General features: G+C 27.7%; 17 protein-coding genes. 15 read left to right on the top strand and 2 right to left on the bottom strand.

Translation table 11 applies throughout. The features are described from left to right. Window positions 1-16 precede the first annotated feature (16 nt). The 4 genes from ACZ5CK_RS09005 to fliD all read left to right on the top strand — a co-directional run bounded on the left by ACZ5CK_RS09005 (window position 17) and on the right by fliD (window position 7,196). On the top strand, window positions 17-4,015 hold the full coding sequence (locus ACZ5CK_RS09005; protein ID WP_464581482.1) for a GGDEF domain-containing protein: 3,999 nt from the start codon (window positions 17-19) through the stop codon (window positions 4,013-4,015). Window positions 4,016-4,018: 3 nt separating this feature from the next. Further along, entirely contained in the window at window positions 4,019-4,858 is an 840-nt protein-coding gene (locus ACZ5CK_RS09000) for a PHP domain-containing protein (RefSeq protein WP_464581481.1), read from the top strand. Between the two features lie 74 nt (window positions 4,859-4,932). Continuing rightward, window positions 4,933-5,310: a flagellar protein FlaG gene (locus tag ACZ5CK_RS08995; RefSeq protein WP_464581480.1), complete on the top strand. Its 378-nt coding sequence runs from the start codon at window positions 4,933-4,935 to the stop codon at window positions 5,308-5,310. A 17-nt stretch (window positions 5,311-5,327) separates the two neighbouring features. Further along, complete coding sequence (gene fliD / locus ACZ5CK_RS08990) at window positions 5,328-7,196, top strand: flagellar filament capping protein FliD (protein ID WP_464581479.1); 1,869 nt, start codon at window positions 5,328-5,330, stop codon at window positions 7,194-7,196. 26 nt (window positions 7,197-7,222) lie between these two features. Here fliD and ribF read toward each other — a convergent pair whose 3' ends face one another. Continuing rightward, the gene (gene ribF / locus ACZ5CK_RS08985) at window positions 7,223-8,113 is read right to left on the bottom strand and encodes a riboflavin biosynthesis protein RibF (RefSeq protein WP_464581478.1); all 891 of its coding nucleotides are present in this window, start codon (window positions 8,111-8,113) and stop codon (window positions 7,223-7,225) included. A 56-nt stretch (window positions 8,114-8,169) separates the two neighbouring features. Further along, complete coding sequence (locus ACZ5CK_RS08980; protein WP_464581477.1) at window positions 8,170-9,192, bottom strand: 6-phosphofructokinase; 1,023 nt, start codon at window positions 9,190-9,192, stop codon at window positions 8,170-8,172. A 165-nt stretch (window positions 9,193-9,357) separates the two neighbouring features. On the opposite strand from ACZ5CK_RS08980, the gene ACZ5CK_RS08975 reads away from it, so the two are divergent. From ACZ5CK_RS08975 to atpC, 11 genes are read left to right on the top strand one after another with little or no spacing between them, the layout of a single operon-like run. Beyond that, window positions 9,358-9,822 carry a chemotaxis protein CheX gene (locus ACZ5CK_RS08975; protein WP_464581476.1) on the top strand — a complete coding sequence of 155 codons (465 nt, stop codon included), beginning with the start codon at window positions 9,358-9,360 and terminating at the stop codon, window positions 9,820-9,822. A 1-nt stretch (window position 9,823) separates the two neighbouring features. Beyond that, window positions 9,824-10,117, top strand: a complete 294-nt coding sequence (locus ACZ5CK_RS08970; RefSeq protein WP_464581475.1) for an AtpZ/AtpI family protein — start codon at window positions 9,824-9,826, stop codon at window positions 10,115-10,117. Then, window positions 10,050-10,388 (top strand): hypothetical protein, encoded by a 339-nt coding sequence (locus ACZ5CK_RS08965; protein WP_464581474.1) that lies wholly within the window; start codon window positions 10,050-10,052, stop codon window positions 10,386-10,388. The genes ACZ5CK_RS08970 and ACZ5CK_RS08965 overlap by 68 nt, the downstream gene beginning before the upstream one ends. A 15-nt stretch (window positions 10,389-10,403) precedes the next feature. Beyond that, window positions 10,404-11,228, top strand: coding sequence for a F0F1 ATP synthase subunit A (gene atpB / locus ACZ5CK_RS08960; protein ID WP_464581473.1), 825 nt, complete (start codon window positions 10,404-10,406; stop codon window positions 11,226-11,228). Window positions 11,229-11,276: 48 nt separating this feature from the next. After that, entirely contained in the window at window positions 11,277-11,573 is a 297-nt protein-coding gene (locus ACZ5CK_RS08955) for a F0F1 ATP synthase subunit C (protein WP_206528126.1), read from the top strand. 42 nt (window positions 11,574-11,615) lie between these two features. Then, on the top strand, window positions 11,616-12,107 hold the full coding sequence (gene atpF / locus ACZ5CK_RS08950; RefSeq protein ID WP_464581472.1) for a F0F1 ATP synthase subunit B: 492 nt from the start codon (window positions 11,616-11,618) through the stop codon (window positions 12,105-12,107). Beyond that, a complete protein-coding gene (gene atpH, locus ACZ5CK_RS08945; protein ID WP_464581471.1) occupies window positions 12,104-12,658 on the top strand; it encodes an ATP synthase F1 subunit delta in 555 nt (184 codons plus the stop codon). Before atpF ends, atpH begins: the two co-directional genes overlap by 4 nt. Before the next feature lie 6 nt (window positions 12,659-12,664). Further along, window positions 12,665-14,182 carry a F0F1 ATP synthase subunit alpha gene (gene atpA, locus ACZ5CK_RS08940; RefSeq protein WP_464581470.1) on the top strand — a complete coding sequence of 506 codons (1,518 nt, stop codon included), beginning with the start codon at window positions 12,665-12,667 and terminating at the stop codon, window positions 14,180-14,182. Window positions 14,183-14,195: 13 nt separating this feature from the next. Next, on the top strand, window positions 14,196-15,032 hold the full coding sequence (gene atpG / locus ACZ5CK_RS08935) for an ATP synthase F1 subunit gamma (protein ID WP_464581469.1): 837 nt from the start codon (window positions 14,196-14,198) through the stop codon (window positions 15,030-15,032). A 17-nt stretch (window positions 15,033-15,049) separates the two neighbouring features. Continuing rightward, entirely contained in the window at window positions 15,050-16,459 is a 1,410-nt protein-coding gene (gene atpD / locus ACZ5CK_RS08930) for a F0F1 ATP synthase subunit beta (protein ID WP_464581468.1), read from the top strand. A gap of 14 nt (window positions 16,460-16,473) precedes the next feature. Continuing rightward, a complete protein-coding gene (atpC, locus tag ACZ5CK_RS08925; RefSeq protein ID WP_464581467.1) occupies window positions 16,474-16,869 on the top strand; it encodes an ATP synthase F1 subunit epsilon in 396 nt (131 codons plus the stop codon). Window positions 16,870-17,139: the final 270 nt, after the last annotated feature.

The following is a 17,139-nucleotide window of genomic DNA, read 5'->3' as shown; positions in this document are numbered from 1 at the left end:
AATAGGGGAGATTATTTTGGAAGAATTTCAAGTATTTTTAAGAGAAACTATTTTTGGAAAAGAATTTTTAAATATAATTAATAATAAAACCTTTCGTATGAGAGTTGTGGAAAGGCCTTTATTTTCATATGAATATTATCTAAAAATATTTAAAAGCATTGAAACTTTGAATGAATTTGGAATAGTTTTACCTAAAAAAATAGATAGTAAAAAGGAATATTACCATCTTTTTTTTGAATATTGGAATGAAACTCCAATTGAAGAGATTAATATTACTGAAAAAATCTTTTTTAATATTTTATATAGAGTTTATGATATTGTAGATAGAGTAACTCATTCAACTAATATTGTTATTCCTTATCTTTCATTGGAAGATATATTTATGGATGAAATGGGTAACGTATATATAATACCTCCTATATTTTCATACGTAAAAGAAAATGAAAAAATTTTTATTAATAACAAAAGAAATGAAGATGGCGTGATAGATGTTTTGATTCAATTTACTGAATATTTATTTAATAGAATTGAAAATAAAACCGAAAATATTCATAAGTGCTATAATAAATTAAAGAATAGAAAATTTGAATGTGTTCATGACTTATACGAATTATTATTAATGTATTCTGAATTTAGTAAAACAAAGCCAGAACTGATTAGGGAACCACATTTTATTGATAGAGTAGAAGAAAGAAATAAAATATTAAATTTTGTTGGTAAAAAACATATTTTTATTTATGGACCTCAGAGAATAGGTAAAACCAGGTTAATTCAGTTTTTAGAATTTAAATTTAAAGAAATGAATTATGAAATAATAAAGGCTCGCAGTATTAAAGATATTTATTCAAAAAAAATAAATGTTCCAGAAAGTATGAATATTTTTTATTTTTTGAATCTGGTAGAAACCTTAAGAAAGAATAATAAAAATTTTAAAATGGTAATAATAATAGATGATTATCAGGATATTGATATTCAATTTAAGAATTTTATTGAAGAACTTATTAATAAAAGTTTTGATTTTCCTTTTTCAATAATTATGATATCTCATTTTGAACCCAAATATAAATTTAATAATATAGAATATATTAATTTAAAGCCATTTGATAAAGGAAATACAAAAATATTACTAAAGATAATATTGTCTGCAGATTTTTTGGAAAAGTATCCAGAATTTATTGATATTGTATATGAATTATCCGAAGGATATCCAGGTAATATTTATCAGATTATTAAAGATTTACATGCATTAAAGATAATAGAATTTAAGGAACAAAGATTTATTTTTTATCCAGAAAAATTAAAAAATAAAAAACTTATAGATTTATCAAACGAAAAAATAAAAAGCATTCAGGAAAGTATATTAAAAGATTTAATATACTTATCTTCTCTGGGTTTTAGATTTGATAATAATGATATTAAAAATTTAGAAAGATTTTTAAAAAGATCATTAGATAGTAGTATCTTATATGCGATAGAAAACAATATTATAATAAGAGAAAATGAAGAATTTAGATTTTTTAATTATTCATATTTAGATATATTACATAATAAATTAAATGAATATGATAAAAGATTAATTCACGAATATTTGTGTAAATCAACTAATGATTTGAAGAAAAAAATATATCATTTAAAAATCTCTGGTAAAATTAGATCAACTATTGCTTTAATTATTAAGGAAATGAAGAAATCATTAAATGAATGGTCAAATCTCGATTTTATTGATTATGGGTTTAATGAAATAAAAAATATGACAACAGATATTCCTAAATCAGCGATAGCTATATATTTGACAAAGAAGTTTATATTAAATGAATATAGTAAAGAAATAGAAGTATACAAAGAGAAATTAATAAAAAGTAGTGTATATAATTATTTGCCATATTTGTTTTTGAAATATTCAAATAAAAATGGATTAAATAAAAAACTTCTTCATTGGATAAAAGATAAAGAAAAAATTACCGATTATAAAAAGGGTTTATATATTTATTATTTTTTAAATACAAATTTTACAGATTTAAGCAAAGAAGAAGTTTTTGAATATTATTATGAGTTTGAAAAAGTTTATTCAAAGTATAAAAATCTAAGAAAGTTTAAGATTTTAAAAGGCATGATGTTAAATATGTTAGGAATAAAGATGGAAAGAGAATTACCAGAATTATCATTAAAGTATTATAATGACGCAATAAAAATTTCATTAGAAGAAAATTATAGAAGATTGACCCAAATAATTTATACAAATATGGCAATATTATATGAGAGTTTAAATTCTAGTTTATCTGAATATTACAATAATAAAGTATTGGGTATTTCTAAAGAAATAGGAGATTATAGAACATATAATAGGGTCTTAATTAATATAGCGAATTCTAAATTATATAAAGGTGAAATTATTGAATTTTTTGATTTGATAAATAAGGCAGAGAGATATTCTAAGATAAATAATGATTATAATAGTTATATATTAGCAAATGATTTAAAAAATTACTATTATTTATATGCTAAAGATTATAGTAATTTAAATAGTAATATTAGAAAAATAAAAAATTATATTAAGGATAAACCCTTATTAGGAAAAACCGTTGAAGATCTTAATAACTCTATTTATGTTTTGAAAGCATTATTTGATAAAAATAACTCTATTTTTAAAGAAAAAAAATATATAAAAATATTATCAAATAATGAATTTTTTTCTAATATGTATAATTTAGTATTTGAAAATGACGAAGAAAAATTATATAAATCATGGTTGTTTTTTAAAAATAACCCTTTAGTATATTTTAAAGAAGAAATAGTAAATATAGTTTCAGATAAGATAGCAAGATATTCGTTTAATGAAGAATATGAAAAATGGGTAATGGATTTAATAAATGAATTTAAAGATAAAAAGTTATCATTAGCTTTATTATATGAAGGATTAGGGAACTTTTATGATATAAAAATGGAGAAATTTAAATCTTTAAAACATTTAAGAAAAGCACAAAGAATTTATGATAGTTTAATGATGAAGAATAGATTTGAAGAAATAAATAAAACTTTAATAGAGAAATTTCACTTACCATTATTTTCTTTTAAAGATGTATATTCTGAAAATTATGAGAGAACAAGATTAGATTATGAAATGTTATATTCTAAAATAAAATCTTATGAAAAGATAAATGATTTAATATTTGATTTATTGAAGTCAGAGTCTCCAAAGTCTTTAGTGGACAAAATTGGTGAATATTTAAGAAATACATATCCCGTAAACAAGGTATTTATTAGAGTAATAACAAATGATTTTGAAGTTGAATATAACTTTAATTTTTCTGAAGAGGAAAAAATTGAAATTGATGAATTTTTATTAGAACCATTAGAATTGTCTTATATTTCAGATTATAAAGATTATAAATATTATATGTATATATCAAATTCTGATATTATATTAAGTCATATGGAAGCGGTTAATTTACTAGATAATTTAATTATTTTAGAAGATATATTACATTCGATGTTTGATAAAATAACTCATTATGAGCAAAGTATTATGGATCCATTGACTTTAGCATATACAAGAAGATATATGGAAAATAAATTAAGTGAATTAATTGGATTATATGAAAGGTATAAATTTGAATTCTCTATCATTATATTAGATTTAGATGATTTTAAAAAAGTTAATGATACATATGGTCATCAAAAGGGAGACGTGGTTTTAACAGAATTGGTTAATTCTTTAAAAAAGCATTTGAGAGAATTTGATATAGTTTGTAGATATGGCGGGGAAGAATTTTTGGTTATTTTGCCTAATACTGATATAAAAGATGCTGAAAAGATAGCCTTTAGGCTTTTAAAAGAAATAAATAAAGATTTATTTGAAAAGACGGAATTAAATATAACGTGTAGTATGGGTTTAGCAAGTATCTCACAATTAAAAGATATTAAAATCGAAACATTGATAAATTATGCAGATAAAGCATTATATTTAGCAAAAAATAAAGGTAAAAATAGAATCGAAATAGCGAGAGGAGACTAGTTTATGCTATTAGATTTACATTGTCATAGTACATATTCTGATGGTACTTTATCTCCAAAACAACTTATAAAAAAAGCAAAAAATTTGGGTATAAAAATGTTTTCTATTACAGATCATGATACTATTAACGCTCAAAAAGAAGCGATAGAATATTCTAGAAAATTAAATCTAAAATATGTTCCTGGTGTAGAAATTAATGCTGAATTTCCCACATTAATGGATATTTTAGGATATGGTATAGATATTAATAATGATTATTTGAATTTTATATTGGAAACTATTTATAACAAAAGAATAGAAAGAAATAGAATTATGATTGAATTATTAAAAAAAGAGGGATTTAAAATAGATATTGAAGATTTGGAAGGTATGTCATTGAGTACTATAGGAAGGCCGCATATTGCTAGAATATTATTAAAAAAAGGTTATGGAACGTCTGTTAGTCAAATTATAGAAAGCTATTTAACAAGAGGAAAGAAATGTTATATTGAAAGATTTAAGTTTTCTCCTAAAAAAACTATAAAGACGATAAAAAAATCAGGCGGATTAGCTGTTTTAGCTCATCCAAGAAAATTAAGATTATCAAATGTTCAGTTGGAATCGTTAGTGAATGAATTAAAAGATTATGGACTTGATGGTATAGAGTGTTTCCATTATTCAAGTGATCCACATTATACAAATTTTCTTATAGATTTAGCAAGGAAAAATGGATTATTAGTAACAGCGGGAAGTGATTTTCATGGTTTAAATAAGCCATTTGTTTCGCTTGGAGTTTATGTTGAGGATTTTGTTATCCAGGATACTATTAACTATTTTATAACATATTATTATAAGAAATACTAATCTTTTTACATAAACTAGTCGATAATAACATTAGGAAAGATATAAATTGGAAAGGAATCCATGGGGGTGTAAATATGAGCGAACTGAATAGGATAAATAATGATTTTTCTAAATTTATTGATTCTCTTACAAATGATACTGATATTAAAGATGTTAGACATGATAATTCTAAAAAGTTTCAGAATAGTAAAATAGATGTGGACACGAAAAAAAATGAGAATATTGATACAAAAAAATTAGCTAGCGTCATAGAAGAAAAATTAAACAAGTTAAAAGAAATATTTAAAGGAGAAGTTAAATTTGAGGTAGATAATAAAATTGATATGGTTATAGTAAAGATTGTAGATAAAGAATCTAAAAAGGTTATTAGACAAATTCCGTCTAAAACAGCTGTAAAAATGGCGGAAATGCTTGATAAATTAGAAGGTATATTTCTTGATGAACGCGCATAGTTCGCGGAGGTGGTACAATGAGTGAAAATAGTTATCTTGGGTCCTTTCAATTTGGTGGGATTGCGAGTGGGTTAGATACATCATCTATAATAGATCAATTGATGTCTGTTGAAAGAAAACCTTTAGAAAGATTACAAGCTGATTTTGATAATTTGAAATTAAAACAGAAAGCTTGGAAAGAAGTAGATTCAAAACTAAGTGATTTTTGGGATTATTTAACGACTTTTAAATTAAAAAGTAAATTAATTCCAAAAACCGTTCAAGTTAGTGATGATAACGTATTAACAGCCACTGCCAACACATCTGCAAGCAATGGGAATTTTAAGGTAAAAGTTAATTCTTTATCCTCATCAACGTCGTTTACACCTAATAATACATTAGGAAAAATACCAGATTTAACAACACAATATTATAAATTAGATGGGAGAACAACTCCTGTAGCTGGGACCTTTACCATTAAAGCTTTAGATTCTTCTGGAAATATTTTAGAAAACGTTCAAATTAATTTTTCTGGAACAGATACTATAGGGGATATTATTAATCAAATAGATAGTAATTCAACATATTTTACAGCAACTCTTGATAATGGAAAATTAAAAATAGAAGAAAAGGCTGGGCAAGAGGGTACTGTATCTAGTGTTTTGCTTGGTGATTCATCTGATACAAGTAATTTTATAGATGTATTTAATCTTGAGGGTTCGGATTTTGTTCCGGGAAGTGGTTCGACAGCAGGTTATATTGAAAGTACTGTACATGCAGGTGCCGTTAACACATCAGCAGTGCTCTCAAATATAAGTAGTGATGTTTCATCTGGAATAATTAGAATTAATGGAACAGAAATAACAGTAAGTTCATCAGATACATTAGGGACTTTAATAGCAAGAATAAACGCATCTAATGCAAATGTAATAGCGTGGTATGATGAGAATGAGGATAAGTTAATGCTTAGGAATAAAGAGGGTGGCCCTCAATCTATATCGATAGAGGATGGAGATTCTACGGGTGCGAATAAAACGAATTTATTAGATGATTTATCGTGGGTTGATAATAGTGGGAATTATCTTGGAAATGTGGTACCAGGGACAGCTGCTAATGTAAGCATAGATTTAGACGGCGATGGAACAGCAGATTTAACAAAAACTACATGGGGAAATACAGTTGAATATAACAATGTAACTTTGGATTTAAAATCAATTTCTACTGATTGGGTTAATGTTCAAGTAACTCAAGATGCTGATGCAACATATGATAAAATTAGCGAATTTGTTGATAAATATAATGAGATAATAGGATATATATACGATAAACTAAATGAAGAACCTGTAAAAGCAGAAAAAGGTCAAACGTTAAGTGATGATGATAAAATGAAAGGTATTTTAAAAGGTGATGAAAATTTACAAGATATATTTGATAATTTGAGAGATATGGCTTATGGGGTTGTTTCATGGACTTCAGATGTTGATGCAAAATACAGATCTTTATATGATATAGGTATTAATTCCGGAGATGCTGGTGGTTCATATGAAAATACCATGAAAGGTATTCTTCAAATAGATGAAGATAAATTAAAACAAGCTATTCAAAATAATGCAGAAGATGTATGGAAATTATTTGCTTACGAAGATGATAATAATAAGGGAATAGCTATTCAGTTTAAAGATTATATATGGGATACTACAAAATTTGGTGGAACAATAGACCAAATCTCTGGAACAACAGGGACCATAGGCTCTGAAATGAGAGATATAGCTAAGAGGATGACATCATTGGTAGATCAATTACAAAGAAAAGAAGCATATTATTGGCAAAAATTTTCTGCGATGGAACAATCAATATCTCAAATGCAATCTCAAGGGTCTTGGATAACGAGTGCATTTTCTAAATAAATTAAAAGCGGGATTTATTCCCGCTTTTAATTTATTTTATTGATTAATCTTCTTGCATTATCTTCATCTTTCATCATTTGTTTTATTAACTCTTTTTCGGAATCGAATTTGATTTCATTTCTTAAGAATTTTAAAACTTCAACTTCTATTATTTTATTGTATAGATCGCCAAAATAATCAAGAAAATATATTTCTACTTTAGGTTTTTTAATTTTTTCATTAAAAGTGGGTCTCAATCCGACACTCATAAGTCCATAATAAGAATACTTTGAATTTTTTATCCCGCCTTTTACTAAATATACACCATATTTAGGTATTAATACTTCTTCTTTGTAATTAACATTAATATTTGCAGTAGGGAATCCGAGTTTAAAACCAATATGTCTATCTTCATATACGGGACCTTCTAATGTCCAGTTTTTACCTAACAAACTATTAGCCTCTTCAATATTACCAGAAGCTAATAAGCGTCTTATAAAAGTAGAGCTTATTCTTGTTTCAGAAGTTTTAATATCTTTTAAGACATCAATAAAAAAGTTTTTTTTATGTTGTATTGCTAGAAGATAAGACACATCACCTTTTTTTTCTTTTCCAAAAGTAAAATCTGCTCCACACACAATAGCTTTCATACCAGAATTTAAAAGTAAATCAAGATATTCTTCATGTGTGATATGGATAACATCAAGTAAATCAAAAACCTCTGTTTCAAATCCCATTTTTTCTATTATTTCTTGTCTTTTATAGGATGGTAATATTACTCCCTCGAATTTTCCAAAGTATTTTGTTGCAGGATACTTCATTATATAAGCTTTTGGTTTTAAATTATTTTTTTGTGCAATTTCTAAAGTTTTTTTTAAAATTATTTGATGTCCTTTATGTACCCCATCAAATGTTCCAATAGTTACCGCATACTCCATTATTAAAATTCACCTCTTAATATATATTTATATGATTTCTTGATTTTTTAATTATATTAATCAAAAAATAATTTGGCTAATTTGTAATATTCAAAAGGTACTAGTTTTTTTGTTGCAACTCCATATTCTAAGGGGATGGAAACTATTTGATTACCTTTTAAAGCAACCATTCTGCCAAAATCTCTATTTTTTACTAAATTCATTGCTTCAACTCCGTATCTGGTTCCTAATATTCTATCAAATGCGGTTGGCGTTCCACCTCTTAGCAAATGTCCTAATACAACAGAGCGTGTTTCAAATCCGGTTTTTTGTTCAATAATTTCTGCAAGGTAATGAGCAATACCACCAAGTCTAATGTGACCAAAGGCATCGATGTTAGATTTATCTGCAACAACTTGTTCTAATTCTGTTGGTTTAAAACCTTCAGCTACAGCAATTATCATATATTTTTTTTCTTTCATTCTTCTATTTACATAGTTTACAATTTCATTTATTGTCATAGGAAATTCTGGAATTAATATTAAATGAGCACCTGCAGCTAATCCAGCTTCTATTGTGATCCAACCAGCTTCTCTTCCCATTAACTCTACAATCATAACTCTTTGATGAGATTTTGCTGTAGAATGTAATCTATCTATAGCATCTGCACCCACATTGACTGCTGTATGAAAACCAAAAGTATAATCAGTATTTGAAACATCATTATCTATTGTTTTAGGAACACCAACAACTGGATATCCTAAGCTTGATAACTTTGCAGCAACAGATAATGTATCATCTCCACCTATTGCAATTAGTGCATCGAGTTTCATTTCTTTAAAATTTTTTATTAGAAGTTCTTTACTTTCTTCATCCTTAAAAGGATTAACTCTAGAAGTTCCTAAAATAGTACCTCCTAAGATGTGAATTCCTTCAACATCATTATTGTCTAATTTCATCATTTCTTTTGTTAAGATACCTTTCCATCCATTTAAGATTCCGTAGGTTTCATATCCTTCATTTGCAGCATGAACAATACCTCTTATTACAGCATTTAAACCTGGACAATCGCCACCACCTGTTAATATTCCAACTCTCATTTATACCCCCCCTAGTCCAATGTAGAGTTTATAGTAAATTTCTTGTTTATTTATATTTATTTACAATTATACCAGAAAAGCATTCTAATAAAAAATTGATACTAATTTGTAATTTTTTTGATTTTATAGTATAATAATTATGAAATATTAATAGGAGGAATTTATATGAATGTTAAAGTGATTAACTCCATATTAGATGCTTTTTCAAGGACTTTTAAAATGGCAACAAACAATATGAATATTGAAATTCAAAAACCAATTGTTGATAAAGGCGATAACAATTCATATGAAGTTGTTGTAACAATTGGTTTTATTGGTGATCTTGATGGTAATATTCATATGGGATTATCCGAGGATTCTGCAAAAGTTGTTGTTTCTCAAATGATGATGGGAATGCCCGTTACTAAATTGGATGAAATGGCTTTAAGTGCTTTAGGAGAATTGGGGAATATGATTTCTGGATCTATTGCTATGAATTTGGAAAAATTAGGATTTAAAATAAATATTACACCACCTTCTATAATGTATGGAAATAATATAATTTTTATAAAAGATGGAATTTCTTTGAAGTTCCCTATGTTTATTGATAATAAATATTCTGAAGAATTTTTTGTAGTTTTAAAGAGTTAGTATGAAAAAGGATAAGATTGATGTTAAAACTTTTGCTAATTTAAATTTGATTTTATTTTTTGCATTAGTAGTGCTATCAAATATATTTATAGGTTATATAATTGGTTATTTTTTGTCTTCCTTAACTGGCACAGAAATATGGAAGATTGTGTTTTTGTTTTTAGGAGTAATATCTGGATTATATAATGGAATAATGGAAATGCTTAAGGAGGTCAAAAAACAGGATAATGAATATAGAATTAAAAAAGAAAGTAAAGGAAATAATAATAAAAATAATACTTCTTTCCATAATTGAATTTTTAAGTTTGTTATATTTTTATAAAATTACAGCGCTATTTATATTTCTTGGTAGTTGCGGTGCTATTGCAGGAATTTTAATGATGGCAGATGAAATTAAAAGATTGGTAACGAATCCAAAACATAAAGTTTCAAAAGGGTATATAATTAGGTATACTTTTTTTGCTATAATCCTATTTGTTACAGGGATGATTTCAAAAGAAGGATTTTTTTTAAGTTTTTTAGGATTAATGAATATGAAATTTGCTGCAATTATTTCACCAAAATAATAGGGAGGAATTTATATGAGTCAGAGACAGAAAAAAACACTTTTAATACTTTTTTCAATTTACGCAGTATTAGGTTTAATTAATTTTTTGTTTTTTCCCTCTGCGGATTTAGAAGGTGTGGGGTTAAGATGGGCGTATTCATTTGGTAATACTTCTTCCTTTTGGAATACAATTAATCCGATGACTGTAATTATGTCAAGTTTGATTATAATTATTTTAATTGTTTTTGCAGCAGGTGTGAGATTCGAGCTTATTCCTAATAAAAAACAAGCTTTAATAGAGTCTTTATTGGGATATTTTTGGGAATTGGTAGAAGATGCTGTTCCTAATCCGAAATATAGAAAACCAATTTATGTAATAGCAACAACGCTATTTTTATTTGTTTTAGTTGCTAATTTAATTTCAGGAATTCCAGGGATTAATGTAGTTCCGGTTGAAAATGGTTTAAAAATAGGTCTTTTTACTGATACATGGTATACACCAACATCAGACTTGAATACTAATGCGACTTTTGCTTTAATGGTTCTTGTAATTAGTCATATATTTGCAGCATCAGCTAAAGGTATTGGTAAATGGTTGAAAATGTTTATAGATCCTTCTCCTTTATTATTACCTTTGAATTTAATAGGAGAATTAGCAAAGCCAGTATCACATTCATTGAGGCTTTTTGGTAATATATTTGGTGGAGGTATTCTTGTGTTAATTATTAGTTATATGTTAAAATATTTTATTTTACCAGTATTTTTGTGGGGCTTTTTTGGTATTTTTGTAGGATTAATACAAGCATTTGTTTTTTCTTTATTAGCCATTGCTTATATGGGTTCATTGTTAGAAGAATAATTAAAGGTACATAAAATTATTAAAAATTATTTAAGGAGGTAGATTTAAATGGCTGTTGAACAAGTTGCACAAGAAATAGTGAAATCGGGAAGTGAAGCTGCATTAGGCACAGGATTATATTATTTAGGTAAATTTGTAGGTGCAGGATTGGCTATGGGTATTGGTGCTATAGGTCCTGGTGTTGGAGAAGGTAATGTTGGTGCACATGCTATGGATGCTATGGCCAGACAACCTGAAATGGCTGGGACTTTAACTACACGTATGCTTCTTGCTATGGCAGTTACAGAATCTACAGGATTATACTCTTTGGTTATTGCATTGTTGATGTTAATAGTATTACCATAAAATTATTCGGGGTAAAAATCCCCATAAAAGGGGGTGTAATGAGTGTTAGATTTTAATTTCACATCTATAGTTAATTTAGCTGGTTTTGCAGTCTTAGCATATTTTTTGTGGGTAATGCTTTATAAACCATTTTTTGATATAGCAGATAAAAGAAGACAAATGGTTGAAAGTGAATTGAATCAATCTGAAAAACTTAGAAAAGAAGCTGAAGAAAGACTTCAACAGGTAAATAAGGAATTAGAAGAAATCAAATCAAAAAAAGAACAAATAATTAAGGAAGCTGAAGAGTTAGCAAAAAATATTGTATCTAATGCTAAAGAAGAAGCTATAAATGAAAAAGCAAGAATTATTTCTACTGCTGAAAAAGAAGCTAAAGAAATAAAAGAAGAGGCATATAAAGATATTCAAAATAAAGTAGTTTCACTCTCAATTGCAATTGCTTCAATGATTTTAAAGAAAAATGTTGATGAAAAAGTAAACGAAGAAATAGTAAAGAGAGCGTTTGAAGCATTAAGTAAGGGTGAAAAATTATGAAAAATTCCATTTCTTTGGCAACAAGGTATTCTGATGCATTTTTTGAGTATTTATCAAAAGAAAAAAAATTAGATAAATTTGACTATTTTGTAAAAGGAATAAAAAAAATAGTGGAAAGAATTGATGGAGATCCAGCTTTTTCTGAATTGGTTGGAAATCCTTTATTACCAAAAGATTATATAGTTTTAAAGCTTGTAGAAGCATCAGAAATTGATGATCCTATCTTTAACAATTTTATAAATGCGTTGGTTTATAAAAAAAGGCAATTGTTATTGCCAGTGATTTATATTTTATTAGAACAAAAAAATGACGAATTAAAGAAAGTTATAAAAGTAAAATTAATAACACCATATAAATTAAAAGAAAATATTATGAAAGATTTAGAGGATATTATATTTAAAAAAACTGGAAGAAAATCTATTATAAGTTTAGAACTAAACGAAGAATTAATTGGAGGTATTCAATTACAATTGGAGAATACGGTATTTGATTATTCAATAAAAGGAATATTGGAAAAAATCGGACGCGAGTACGCTTCCAAGCGGGGGTGATTTGTTTTGAGAATAAATCCTGATGAACTTGAAAAAGTTATTGAAGAGCGAATAAAAACTTATGAATCAGGTGAAGTTAAAGAAGTTGGATGGATAATCCAAGTTGGAGATGGTATTGCCAGAGCATATGGATTAAGAGATGTTATGGCAAGTGAATTATTAGAGATATACGCCGATACTGGTGAAATAATTTCAGGTATGGCATTAAATTTAGAAGAAGATAATGTTGGTATTATAATTTTAGGTGATTATAGATTAATTAAAGAAGGAAATAAAGTTGTTAGAACAGGTAAAATTGCAGAAGTTCCTGTTGGTGAAGAATTATTGGGAAGAGTAGTTAATCCTTTAGGCGAACCATTAGATGGTAAAGGTCCAATTAATACAAAAGAAAAAAGACCTATTGAATTTAAAGCTCCAGGTGTTGTTGTTAGAAAGCCTGTAGATACACCATTACAAACTGGGTTAAAAGCTATTGACACAATGATTCCAATAGGTAGAGGCCAAAGGGAATTAATTATTGGAGATAGGCAAACAGGTAAAACTGCAATAGCTATTGATACTATTATTAACCAAAAAGGAAAAGGTGTATATTGTATTTATGTAGCGGTTGGTCAAAAAGCATCAGCTGTCGCCAGAACTGTAGCAAAATTAGAAGAATATGGTGCTATGGAATATACAACCGTTGTTGTAGCTAGTGCAAGTGATCCAGCATCATTATTATATTTAGCCCCATATGCAGGTGCTGCAATGGGTGAATATTTTATGTTTAATGGCAAAGATGCTTTAGCTATTTATGATGATTTATCTAAGCATGCTGCAGCATATAGGGAATTATCTCTTCTTTTAAGAAGGCCACCAGGACGTGAAGCTTATCCAGGTGATGTTTTCTATTTGCATTCGAGATTATTAGAAAGAGCTGCAAGGCTTGATGATAAATATGGTGGAGGTTCATTGACAGCTTTACCTATTATTGAAACTCAAGCAAATGATGTTTCTGCGTATATTCCAACAAATGTTATTTCTATTACTGATGGGCAAATTTATCTTGATCCTTCATTATTTTATGCAGGTCAAAGACCAGCAGTTAATGTTGGATTATCTGTTTCAAGGGTTGGAGGTTCTGCACAAATAAAAGCAATGAAGCAGGTTGCTAAAGGATTAAGATTAGATTTAGCTCAATATAGGGAGTTGGAGGCATTTGCTCAATTTGCTACGGATTTAGACGAATCAACGAGAAAGCAATTAATCAGAGGAGAAAAGCTTTCAGAATTATTAAAGCAAGGGCAATATGTTCCAATGGAAGTTGAGGATCAAATTGCAATAGTATTTGCTGGTGTAAATGGTTATTTAGACGATATACCAACATTAAGTATTGGAAAATTTGAGAAAGAATTTTTACAATATTTGAAATTAAATAAACCATCTATATTAGAAAGCATAAAAACCAAAAAAGTAATAGAAGAAGATATTGAAAAGGAGCTTAGAAAAGCTATAGAAGACTTTAAGCAAGCTTTTCAAGCTTAGGTGGTGATATTTCATGGGTCGAGGTAATCTTAGAATCTTAAAGCAACGTAAAGCTTCTACTCAGTCCACTATGAAAATAACCAAAGCTATGGAAATGGTCGCAGCAGCTAAAGCAAACAAAATTGTTAAAAATATTCAATCATTAAGGGATTATGCTCATTATTCTGAAAAAATAATAAAAAAGATATCACCTATAAATGATACTATATATACTTCTAGTAAAGAAGGAACTTTAGTAGTAACAATAACTCCAGATATGGGATTGTGTGGATCGTTTTCTTCAGAATTAGTTAAAGAAGCAAAAAAAGTTGCAGAAAATTTAGCAGATTTTAAAGGTTATTACAACATAGGAAATGGTGGAGAAATAGAATTAAAACACACAAATGATCTAATTTTATCTAGAATAAAGTTATATGATATTCCATCTCAAGAAGATGCAGAATATGTTTTAGATGATATTATAGATATAATTGAAAAAGAAAATATTGGTAAAGTAAAAGTGGTTTATGGAGAATTTAAGAATGTATTAATTCAAAAGCCTAAAGTTATTGATCTTTTACCAATTAAATTCGAAAATGAAATGGATCCAAGATATGAATATGAACCTGATTCAAAAGAATTGTTTGAGGAAGCAGCTTATTTATATCTTTTATCAAAAATGTATATGATTTTGTATGAAAATAAAATTAGTGAACTATATGCTAGAAAAAATGCTATGCATAATGCTACAGATAATGCAAAGAACTTAATTGAAAAACTTACTCTTGCATATAATAAAGAAAGACAAGCATCAATAACTCAAGAATTAATTGAAATAGTAAATGGTGCTCAGGCATTGCAGGAAGAATAATATTGGGGGTGTAATAAGTGGAAAAAAGTATTGGTAAAATAGTAAGTATAATAGGCCCCGTTGTGGATATAAAATTTGAAACAGGTAAATTACCAAAAGTATATAATGCTATTGAGGTAATAAATCCATATACAAACAAGAAGACAGTATTAGAAGTAGAACAATTAATTGGGGACAATACAGCAAGATGTGTAGCTTTAGATTCTACAGACGGTTTAAAAAGAGGACTTGAAGCTATTGATACAGGTGATGCAATTAAGGTTCCTGTAGGCGATGAAACATTAGGAAGAATGTTTAATTTATTAGGAGATCCAATCGATGAAAGTGGAGAATTAAAAGCAAAAAATTATTGGCCTATTCATAGGGAACCACCATCTATTAAGGATCAATCAACAGATATTGAAATTTTAGAAACAGGAATTAAAGTTATAGACCTATTAGCTCCATTCCCTAAAGGTGGAAAAATAGGTTTCTTTGGTGGTGCAGGTGTTGGAAAGACAGTTTTAGTTATGGAACTCATAAGAAATATTGCTATTGAACATAAAGGGTTATCAATATTTGCTGGTGTTGGTGAAAGAACAAGAGAAGGTAATGATCTATATTTAGAAATGCAAGAAACCGGTGTTTTACCAAATACTGCTTTGGTATTCGGGCAAATGAACGAACCACCAGGAGCAAGGTTTAGGGTAGCTTTAACTGCATTAACGATGGCAGAATATTTTAGAGATGTTCAAAAGAAAGATGTGTTATTGTTTATTGATAATATTTTTAGATTTGTTCAAGCTGGTTCTGAAGTTTCGGCTCTTTTAGGTCGTATGCCATCAGCTGTTGGTTATCAGCCAACATTAGCTACAGATGTAGGGCAATTACAAGAAAGAATTACATCAACAAAAGATGGGTCAATTACATCAGTTCAAGCTGTTTATGTTCCAGCTGATGATATCACTGACCCTGCTCCCGCAACAACATTTACTCATTTAGAGGCAACAATTGTTCTTTCAAGACAAATAGCTGAGCTTGGATTGTATCCTGCAGTTGATCCATTAGATTCAACATCAAAAATATTGGATCCTGCAATTGTTGGTGAAGAACATTATAAAGTAGCTAGAGGGGTACAACAGGTATTACAAAGATATAAAGATTTACAAGATATTATTGCTATTTTGGGAATTGAAGAATTGTCTGAAGAAGATAAATTAACCGTACAAAGAGCTAGAAAAATACAAAGATTTTTAACTCAACCAGTATTTGTTGCAGAAAAGTTTAATGGTGTTCCAGGACAATATGTAAAAATAGAAGATACAGTAAAAGGATTTAAAGAAATTTTAGAAGGAAAATATGATCATATACCTGAACAAGCATTTTATATGGTTGGAAAAATTGATCAAGTTGTAGAAAAGGCAAAAAGTATGGGAATTAAAGTCTAAGGAGGGGGACATAAATGTTTGATTTAAAAATAGTAACCCCCAAAGGAATAAAAGCTGAAATAAAAGCTAAATATGCAGAATTCACCACTATTGAAGGTGGCATGGGAGTTTTAACAAATAGACTTCCTATTGTTGCAAAATTAAAAGTTTCTCCTTTAAAAATAAAAACTGAAGATGATAAAGAAGAACTTTTTGCAGTGCATGGTGGAATATTAGAAATGGATGGACAAGAAATGATTGTTTTAACAACAGCTGCAGAAAAACCAGAAGAAATAGATGTAGAAACTGCAATGAAAGCAATAGAAGCGGCTAAAACTAAATTGAGTCATGCAGCAAATACAGCAGAAAAAGCGAAAGCTCAAGCAGAGATAGAGAAAAATATGGTAAGAATATCAATAGTAAAAAAATAAGGGATCTTAGGAGGTCCCTTATTTTTTTACTATTGATAAATAATTTTCTAAAAAAATAATATGAACGAATACTTGAAAATTCTTAAACTTTCGCTTCGCGAAAATAAAAAACTTTTAATATAAATATTTTGGTTCGAAAAAAATTAAAATATTTTTTGTAAAACCTTGTATTTATTTTTAATACAATGTATTTAAAAATATCCGTGAATATTATTTTTTGAAAATACTTTGTATTTAAATTTTTAGTTTGTAAATAAATTAAAAATCCCC

Source organism: Marinitoga okinawensis (genome assembly GCF_055387075.1).
Note: the sequence above shows the minus strand (reverse complement) of the source record. Positions and strands in the feature narration are given on the sequence as shown.

What these genes read in the sequence shown, in the direction of transcription:
- ACZ5CK_RS09000 (WP_464581481.1), top strand. Translation starts at nt 4,019, where the DNA reads ATGCTATTAGATTTACATTGTCATAGTACATATTCTGATGGTACTTTA.
- ACZ5CK_RS08995 (WP_464581480.1), top strand. Translation starts at nt 4,933, where the DNA reads ATGAGCGAACTGAATAGGATAAATAATGATTTTTCTAAATTTATTGAT.
- fliD (WP_464581479.1), top strand. Translation starts at nt 5,328, where the DNA reads ATGAGTGAAAATAGTTATCTTGGGTCCTTTCAATTTGGTGGGATTGCG.
- ribF (WP_464581478.1), bottom strand. Translation starts at nt 8,113, where the DNA reads ATGGAGTATGCGGTAACTATTGGAACATTTGATGGGGTACATAAAGGA.
- ACZ5CK_RS08980 (WP_464581477.1), bottom strand. Translation starts at nt 9,192, where the DNA reads ATGAGAGTTGGAATATTAACAGGTGGTGGCGATTGTCCAGGTTTAAAT.
- ACZ5CK_RS08975 (WP_464581476.1), top strand. Translation starts at nt 9,358, where the DNA reads ATGAATGTTAAAGTGATTAACTCCATATTAGATGCTTTTTCAAGGACT.
- ACZ5CK_RS08970 (WP_464581475.1), top strand. Translation starts at nt 9,824, where the DNA reads ATGAAAAAGGATAAGATTGATGTTAAAACTTTTGCTAATTTAAATTTG.
- ACZ5CK_RS08965 (WP_464581474.1), top strand. Translation starts at nt 10,050, where the DNA reads ATGAATATAGAATTAAAAAAGAAAGTAAAGGAAATAATAATAAAAATA.
- atpB (WP_464581473.1), top strand. Translation starts at nt 10,404, where the DNA reads ATGAGTCAGAGACAGAAAAAAACACTTTTAATACTTTTTTCAATTTAC.
- ACZ5CK_RS08955 (WP_206528126.1), top strand. Translation starts at nt 11,277, where the DNA reads ATGGCTGTTGAACAAGTTGCACAAGAAATAGTGAAATCGGGAAGTGAA.
- atpH (WP_464581471.1), top strand. Translation starts at nt 12,104, where the DNA reads ATGAAAAATTCCATTTCTTTGGCAACAAGGTATTCTGATGCATTTTTT.
- atpG (WP_464581469.1), top strand. Translation starts at nt 14,196, where the DNA reads ATGGGTCGAGGTAATCTTAGAATCTTAAAGCAACGTAAAGCTTCTACT.
- atpC (WP_464581467.1), top strand. Translation starts at nt 16,474, where the DNA reads ATGTTTGATTTAAAAATAGTAACCCCCAAAGGAATAAAAGCTGAAATA.